At 62.2% G+C, this 7,005-nt stretch carries 8 protein-coding genes; 4 read left to right on the forward strand and 4 right to left on the reverse strand.

Annotation, left to right across the window (positions count from 1 at the left end):
* Nucleotides 1-61 precede the first annotated feature (61 nt).
* The 4 genes from JO015_15990 to JO015_16005 form a co-directional block, all read right to left on the reverse strand.
* Complete coding sequence (locus tag JO015_15990) at nucleotides 62-802, reverse strand: hypothetical protein (GenBank protein ID MBW0000599.1); 741 nt, start codon at nucleotides 800-802, stop codon at nucleotides 62-64.
* Nucleotides 803-1,156: 354 nt separating this feature from the next.
* The gene (locus JO015_15995; protein MBW0000600.1) at nucleotides 1,157-2,695 is read right to left on the reverse strand and encodes a proline--tRNA ligase; all 1,539 of its coding nucleotides are present in this window, start codon (nucleotides 2,693-2,695) and stop codon (nucleotides 1,157-1,159) included.
* Nucleotides 2,688-3,803: a M20 family metallopeptidase gene (locus JO015_16000; GenBank protein ID MBW0000601.1), complete on the reverse strand. Its 1,116-nt coding sequence runs from the start codon at nucleotides 3,801-3,803 to the stop codon at nucleotides 2,688-2,690. Before JO015_16000 ends, JO015_15995 begins: the two co-directional genes overlap by 8 nt.
* Nucleotides 3,804-3,896: 93 nt before the next feature.
* On the reverse strand, nucleotides 3,897-4,847 hold the full coding sequence (locus JO015_16005; GenBank protein ID MBW0000602.1) for a GDP-mannose 4,6-dehydratase: 951 nt from the start codon (nucleotides 4,845-4,847) through the stop codon (nucleotides 3,897-3,899).
* Nucleotides 4,848-5,045: 198 nt separating this feature from the next.
* Here JO015_16005 and JO015_16010 point away from each other — a divergent pair, with 198 nt between their 5' ends.
* The 4 genes from JO015_16010 (at nucleotide 5,046) to JO015_16025 (ending at nucleotide 6,907) form a co-directional block, all read left to right on the forward strand.
* Nucleotides 5,046-5,285: a hypothetical protein gene (locus tag JO015_16010; GenBank protein MBW0000603.1), complete on the forward strand. Its 240-nt coding sequence runs from the start codon at nucleotides 5,046-5,048 to the stop codon at nucleotides 5,283-5,285.
* A 44-nt stretch (nucleotides 5,286-5,329) separates the two neighbouring features.
* Complete coding sequence (gene trxA, locus JO015_16015; protein ID MBW0000604.1) at nucleotides 5,330-5,659, forward strand: thioredoxin; 330 nt, start codon at nucleotides 5,330-5,332, stop codon at nucleotides 5,657-5,659.
* Between the two features lie 70 nt (nucleotides 5,660-5,729).
* A complete protein-coding gene (tatA, locus tag JO015_16020) occupies nucleotides 5,730-6,116 on the forward strand; it encodes a twin-arginine translocase TatA/TatE family subunit (GenBank protein MBW0000605.1) in 387 nt (128 codons plus the stop codon).
* 116 nt (nucleotides 6,117-6,232) lie between these two features.
* Nucleotides 6,233-6,907, forward strand: a complete 675-nt coding sequence (locus JO015_16025; protein ID MBW0000606.1) for a hypothetical protein — start codon at nucleotides 6,233-6,235, stop codon at nucleotides 6,905-6,907.
* The last annotated feature ends 98 nt before the right edge of the window (nucleotides 6,908-7,005 follow it).

The following is a 7,005-nucleotide window of genomic DNA, read 5'->3' on the forward strand; positions in this document are numbered from 1 at the left end:
CGGTTCGAAGTCAAACGGGATTTTCTCGCCGCTGCGACCGAAACGAATCCCGAGTTGTAGGTCAGGGCCGCGCGAGAAGCCGGGAGCCGGATCGGGCGAAAAAGCGCACGAGATAAATTAAATAGCCGGTGAGGCCAAGGGTTTGGCCGGCGGCAAACCAGAGGTGGAATTTGGAGGCGTGACCGCTCGCTTGCTCGCGCCAAAGTAGCCCGGCGGCAACGAGGTAAAAGACGAGGAAGAGGGGAATGGCCGCAAAGATGTTGAGTTTCTGGTCGCGCTCAATCGCCGAAAACAATGGGGCGAGCCGTGTCCCGGCAAATTCGGTTTGCCGCGCTCGGACCAGGCGCAGGTCCAGGGCGAAGAGTAACCAGACCAGGGCGGCAAAGACGGCTTGCAACCCGTACCAAAGGAGGGGTTGGCCCAGGTTGGCAAAGCTGATGCCCTCGAACAGGGCGCAGGTGATATACAGAAAATTGTGCCCGAACTCGAGGGGCCACCGAATGACGGTAAAGGTGTGGATGACGGCCCGGGACCAGAAAAGAAAAATGAGGAGCAGGCCGTTCAGAGCGTACGGAAAATACTCGAACGAGCCGGCGGCGATGAGTTGCCGGGTGGTATCCGCCAGGAAATACAACGCGACCCCCTGGATGATGCTGACGAGGGTCAGTTCGATGTTGATGACCAGCCCGTCCAGCCGTTCCCGGGAGATCTCGACCTCGTTGAGGTTGGCGGCGTCCGGGGTCGCAGTCTCCTCGGGAGGCCCAGAGGCCAACGGTTTGGCGTTCTCAGCCGGAGGGGGCACGACCGCATGGTACGGGTTTCGGTGGCGAGTGTCGAGTGCCGGGTGTCGGGTGCCGGGTGCCGGGTGGCGGGAGTGGGGTGGGTCGGTGACGCGACGGCGGAGCGCACGGCGTCGAAGGGCCTCGTTTACAGGTCAACGGGATGACTTGCGCCGCTTCAGGCGCCCTTGATACGGGACGCAACCCGTTTTCGAGGCGAAGGTCTGGCGCCCGTTTGAGATTGAGAGCGGCTCCGTCCCCGGGCTCGCCGGGACGAAAGCGCCGCACTCCTTCTGTTATTTTCTATTATTTGAGGATATGTGAGATGCTCAGGCGGGATTTACCTCGGGACTCCGGCTCACGCATCCTCCTGTATTCTAATATGACTTGGCGAAGAGGACCCGGCGCGGGCTGGATTTGCCCGTGAAGATGCAGGTGCCGGGTTGATCGGGCCCGAGTTGCTCGTCAAAGGGGATACAGCGGATGGTCACTTTAAGGTCCTCTTTCACCTGCTGTTCGACGGCAGGGTCGCCGGACCAGTGCGCCAGGGCGAAGCCGCCGTGGATTTCCGGGCGCTCGGAATTCCTCGGGGTGAAGAAGTCGTAAAACGCCTCTTTGGAGTCAATTCCGACGGTGTGCCGGTCCCGGAACTCACGGGCACGTTCCTGGAGGCCGCTCTGGATTTCCTCAAGGATACGGGGCAGGCGGGCAGCCAATTCCGGGATAGGCAGGAATTCCTTGGCCTTGGCGGGGCCGTCGCGCCGGGCAACGGCGACGGTGCCTTGGGCGAGGTCGCGGGGACCAAGTTCGAGCCGGATGGGAATGCCGCGTTTGATCCAGTCCCAATTTTTGGTGCCGCCGCCGACGTCGCGCCGGTCAATTTCGACCCGGACGGGTTCACCGGCGTAGCTGATTTCACTAAGTTGCCGCTTAAGGTTGTCTGCGGCTTCCAGCACGGGGGCACGGTGCTCCGGCTTGGGGGTGATGGGAAGGATGACGGCGTGAGCGGGGGCGATGCGCGGCGGGAGGATGAGCCCGTTGTCGTCGGCATGCGTCATGATCAGGGTGCCGATGAGCCGGGTGCTGGCTCCCCAGCTCGTGGTCCACGCAAATTCCTGGGTGCCCTGCCGCGACAGGTATTTGATGCCGGAAGCCATGGCAAAGTTCTGCCCGAGGAAATGCGAAGTACCCGCCTGAACGGCTTTGCGGTCCTGCACCATGGCCTCGATGGAATAGGTGTTGACAGCGCCGGGAAACCGTTCGCTCTCGGTTTTTTCGCCGTGGTAAACCGCCAGGGCAAGGTATTCGCGGGCGAACCGTTCGTAAATACGGAGCATCTGGAAGGTTTCCTCGATGGCCTCGCGATCGGTTTCATGGGCGGTGTGCCCCTCCTGCCAGAGAAACTCCGCGGTCCGGAGGAACAGCCGGGGGCGCATTTCCCAGCGGACGACGTTGGCCCATTGGTTGATCAGGATGGGCAGGTCGCGGTACGATTGGACCCAGCGGGCGAAGGTGGCGCCGATGATGGTTTCCGAAGTAGGCCGCACCACCAAGGGCTCAGCCAGTTCCGCCGCGGGGGCAGGCCGCATTTTGCCGTCCGGCCCGACCTCGAGCCGGTGGTGGGTCACGACGGCGCATTCCTTGGCGAACCCTTCAACGTGGGCGGCCTCTTTCTCAAGGTAACTCAGGGGAATGAAGAGCGGGAAGTAGGCGTTCTGGTGCCCGGTGGCCTTGAACATGGCGTCGAGGTAACGCTGGATGTTCTCCCAGATGCCGAATCCCCACGGCTTGATGACCATGCATCCCCGGACGTCAGAGGTTTCAGCCAGGTCGGCCGCACGAACGACCTGCTGGTACCATTCCGGGAAATCGTCTTGCCGGGTCGGTGAAATCGCGGTGGAGGCTGCGTCAGGCATAGGAAAAGCTTTGGAGGAAGCGCCGGAAGAAATCGGCCCCGCGTTCGAGTTCCGCAACTTCGATGTATTCGTCGGCGGTGTGTGCCTGGCGGATGGAACCCGGCCCGACCGCCACGGCGGGGGTGCCCGCGGCGGCAAAGACGGCGGCGTCACAAAACCACGGGGCGCCCACGAGGCGGGCGCCGAGGGAAGCGAGCCGGGTTACGTACGGATCTTCCGGGCTGGTCAGGAGGGGATCGGAAATTTTGAGGGCGGAAACCGAGGCGGGAACGTGCGATTCTTCAAGAAACCGCTGGATGGCGTCCAACATGCCTTCCTGGCCCGGCAACGTGCGGATGTCAATCTGGGCGCAGCAATAGTCAGGCACGACGTTAATTTTCGAGCCGCCCTGGATGAGGCCGAGGCTGATGGTGGGCGAGCCCAGCACGGGGTGCGGGTTGGTCGGTAAGATTTCCGGGAAATGTTTTTTGAGCCCGGCGTAGACCCGGGCAAGGAGCTCAATGGCGTTTTCACCCAAGTCCGGGGCGGAGGCATGCGCGGCGCGTCCCCGGGTTTCGAGCCGGAGCCAGCAGGTGCCCTTGTGCGTGTAGACGATGTCCAGGCCGGTCGGTTCACCGACGATGACGAAATCGGCGGATCGATGTTTAGCGCACGCCTGCGCCCCGAGCTGGCCGGCCTCCTCGTCCACGAGGCCGGCAAAGGCAACTTCAACGCCCTGGGAACGCAGGTCGATCTGGGCGAGGGCCCACAGCATGGCGGCCATGGGGCCTTTGGTGTCGGAACTGCCGCGCCCATAGAGGCGGCCGTCCCGGATCTCGCCGCCGAAAGGGTCAACGGTCATGCCGGCGACGGGCACGGTGTCCAGGTGGGGCGCCAGCAGCAGGCGGGTGCGCGGGTATTCCGCAGTAAACCGCCCGTAGACGTTCGGGCGCCCGTCGATCACGTCCTCGTAGGTTACGTCCGCGCCGAGGCCGCTCAGAAAGTCGCCCACGAATTTTGCGATCACCGCCTCGCCGGCCGATTCCGGAGCGCCGGCAGGATTTTCACTGGGAATCTGCACCAGGGCCTGGCAGAGCTCGGTAACGGACTGGTAAGCTGACGTTTTCATAGGTTTCTTTCGGCGCGGGTACTTACGTACACTTACATACTTCTCCACTTATCCCTTGCATACTGATCCCTTTCGGGGACGCAGGGGTGTTGGTTACCGTGGCCGCGTGTTCCGGTACCATTCGACAAAACCAGGGACGCCGACCTCGACGGGAACGGCAGGCTGATAATTCAGCAGGGCGCGAGCTTTAGAAATATCGGCGTAAGTCTGCGGCATATCACCGGCCACCGGCGGCTTGAACCGGATCTCGGCGGTTTTACCCAGGGCGTTCTCGATCCGCCGGATCACGCTGAGGAGGTCGACGGTGGCTCCTTCACCGAGGTTAAACACTTCAAAACGGGTCCGGTCATACGCGAGCGCGGCGAGGATGCCCTGCAACGTGTCATCGACGTAGGTGAAGTCGCGCCGGGCGCTGCCGTCGCCGTAGACTTCGATGGGTTGCCCGTTGGCGATGAGGTCAGTGAATTTGTGGATGGACAGGTCGGGCCGCTGCCGGGGCCCGTAGACGGTGAAAAAGCGGAGGCAAACGACCTCCAGCCCGAAGAGGTGAGCGTAATTCGAGCACAGGTGTTCGCCGGCCAGCTTGGTGCTGGCGTACGGGCTGAGAGTCTGCACGAGGGGTTGGTCCTCGCGGAAGGGCACCTCGCGGCAGGCGCCGTACACGGAGGAGCTGGACGCGAACACGAACTTGCGGGTGCCGTGCTCGCGAGCAGCGGCGAGTAAATGGTGGGTCCCGAGGATGTTGGTCTGCAGGTAAAGCGCGGGCTGCTGGACCGAAGGACGAACCCCGGCGCGCGCCGCCAGGTGAACGACGGCTTCCGGCTTGAAGTCGGCGAACGCTGCCTGCACGGTTTTTTCGTCGCGGATGTCACCCCGGAAGAGGCTGATTCGATTTCTCGCGGCGGCGAGGTTTTGGGTTTTGATGGCCGGATCGTAGAAATCGTTGAAATCGTCGAGAACAGCGACCTGCTGGTCTCGCGCCAGCAACGCTTCAACCAGGTGCGACCCGATGAAGCCGGCTCCGCCCGTAACAAGAACTCTCATTGCCAAACTCTCAATGCTCTCATTGGCTGGTGAGCGCGAAGCTGAAGTCAAACCGGCTCCAGGGCAAGGTGGAAGTGTCGTCAGGCGCCAAACTGCGGAAAATTCAGCCCGGGGTACGCGGAGTCGGCGCGGGGGGCGGACCAGGGCCGCGGCATCGTAAGGTTGAAAAAAGCGGGTTCGTCGCGGTAATTGGTGAGCATGGCCGACTCCAAGAAAGGGATGGCGAGAATCAAGGTGCCGCGACAGACGACGCCATCGCCGCCGGCTTCACCGGCCGAGCCGGCGCCCGGACCGGCCCCGCTGCTAAGCACCAGCCACCGGTTGATGGCGCACGTTGACGCTTCCCGTCACGACTCCTGGGTAACGCCGCTGGCCGGATTGCTACTGGCATTTTCAGTCATTTCGCTTATCATCCAACTACTGATCGCGTTCAGCTGAGCCGCCCACGACGAGCGCAGGCGCGAACGCTACCACTTTGGCATATGGCTTCTTCATCTGTTCTGCATCTGACGGAATCGAACTTTTACCAAACCGTACGTGAGACCCAGGTTCCCGTGTTAGTGGATTTCTGGGCAACCTGGTGCGGCCCATGCCGTATGATCGCACCCGTGCTCGACGAGATCGCCGCTGAAAAGGGTGAAAAGGTGCGCGTGGTTAAGGTTGACGTCGATAACAACCGCAAATTGGCGGAAGACTTTCGAATCAAAAACATTCCTACGTTGCTGTTTTTCAAAGGCGGCGAACTGCGTGACCAAGTGGTCGGTCTCACTTCGAAAGCCGACCTGGTCTCACGCCTCGACTCGCTGAAATGATTGTCTGACGATGGGTAAACAGCGCGCGGATTTGCGGTGCAACTCCGCGCGCGAGTTCGTTTAAGAGGATATGTACATGCTCGCATTTGGGGCCCCAGGGCCCTCGGAGTGGATGCTGATTTTGATCATCGTCCTGGTGTTGTTCGGCGCCAAGCGGCTGCCGGAACTGGCCCGGAGCCTTGGCCAAAGTATGAATGAATTCCGCAAGGCGCGGGAAGAGTTTGACAGGGAATTGCAACAGGCGGCCAATGACGTCAAAGGCACGACAACGGCGCAGCCGCCGCGCACTTATACGCAGGCACCTCAGGTGGCGGCGCCGGTTCAGCCGGCGGCCCAAGTGCAGCCGGCACCGGGCACCCAGCCGGTGCAACCGCGGCAGCCCGAGCCGCCTCAAGGCACGGCGAGTACGGCCGGCACCCCGCAGACGAGTGATCCGGGCAGGCCGCTTCCGGGTTAGGGAGATATCAGGCCGGCGGGGTTGCCGGTTAGAGGCCGATCGTTTTCAGGGCTTGGCGTGCTGGTGTGCCAAGCCCCTTTTTCTTTTTTCCTTGTTCTCCCATCCTGCTGCGTTTGATGAAGCCCATCACCTGGTTACGAAAACTGACCAAACACGGGCATCGGGGTTACCCGATGGCCACCCTCATGTTCTACGGACCCGACGATCGGAAAGCCTCAAAAGCCGTCCTGGGCATTTTCGCTTCAAGGGGCGCCGAACCTCACTTGCACAAATGGTTTCGCGATTCGCCGAACGCAGACCTTCGATACGACGTCGGGTTGCAGAACGCCTGCCTTGAGATCATGCGGCGGGAAGGCGTCCGCAGCCTGGCGATGCTGGAGGCGATCAACGGGTGCCCGCACGAAGAGGGCGTTGATTACCCGCTTGGGCAGGTGTGCCCGGAATGCCCGTTCTGGGCGAACCGGCAGCGTCCGGTTGAGCCGCCGGGCGCGTTTGATGCCGATGGGCCCCGCACCATGGTCGAGTCTGCCATTGCGGTCTACAAACGGGAGCAATGGGGAGAGTTGCTCGCCGACGCAGCGGACCGGGAAAAAGTGAGCGCCACGTGGGAGGAATGGTACGCAAACCTGCAAGAGGTCACCGCAGAACTCGAAGCCCGGGGTGCCCGTTGCCGGCCGGTCCTGCTGGATATCGAAGAAATCAAGCAGTACTGCCGGGAACAGGGGGTTCCCAACAACGGCGCCGCGCGTGCGTCCCTGGCGGCCCGCAGAGCACAGCAAGATATCTGGTAACGCTCTTACCACCAGGGGGTGGCGCTTATGTCCCGGGCAAAAAATCTGACGGTGAAAGCGTTTGCCGAGGAATTGGAAGCCCGGCTGAGCGCTTTGAC

The sequence above is a fragment of the Verrucomicrobiota bacterium genome, from assembly GCA_019247695.1.
Taxonomy (GTDB): Bacteria; Verrucomicrobiota; Verrucomicrobiia; order Chthoniobacterales; family JAFAMB01; genus JAFBAP01.

Bases quoted from the DNA above. Each gene is read 5' to 3' on its own strand.
- JO015_16010 (MBW0000603.1), top strand. From the start codon at position 5,046: ATGGCCGACTCCAAGAAAGGGATGGCGAGAATCAAGGTGCCGCGACAG.
- JO015_15995 (MBW0000600.1), bottom strand. From the start codon at position 2,695: ATGCCTGACGCAGCCTCCACCGCGATTTCACCGACCCGGCAAGACGAT.
- JO015_16005 (MBW0000602.1), bottom strand. From the start codon at position 4,847: ATGAGAGTTCTTGTTACGGGCGGAGCCGGCTTCATCGGGTCGCACCTG.
- trxA (MBW0000604.1), top strand. From the start codon at position 5,330: ATGGCTTCTTCATCTGTTCTGCATCTGACGGAATCGAACTTTTACCAA.
- JO015_16025 (MBW0000606.1), top strand. From the start codon at position 6,233: ATGAAGCCCATCACCTGGTTACGAAAACTGACCAAACACGGGCATCGG.
- JO015_16000 (MBW0000601.1), bottom strand. From the start codon at position 3,803: ATGAAAACGTCAGCTTACCAGTCCGTTACCGAGCTCTGCCAGGCCCTG.
- tatA (MBW0000605.1), top strand. From the start codon at position 5,730: ATGTACATGCTCGCATTTGGGGCCCCAGGGCCCTCGGAGTGGATGCTG.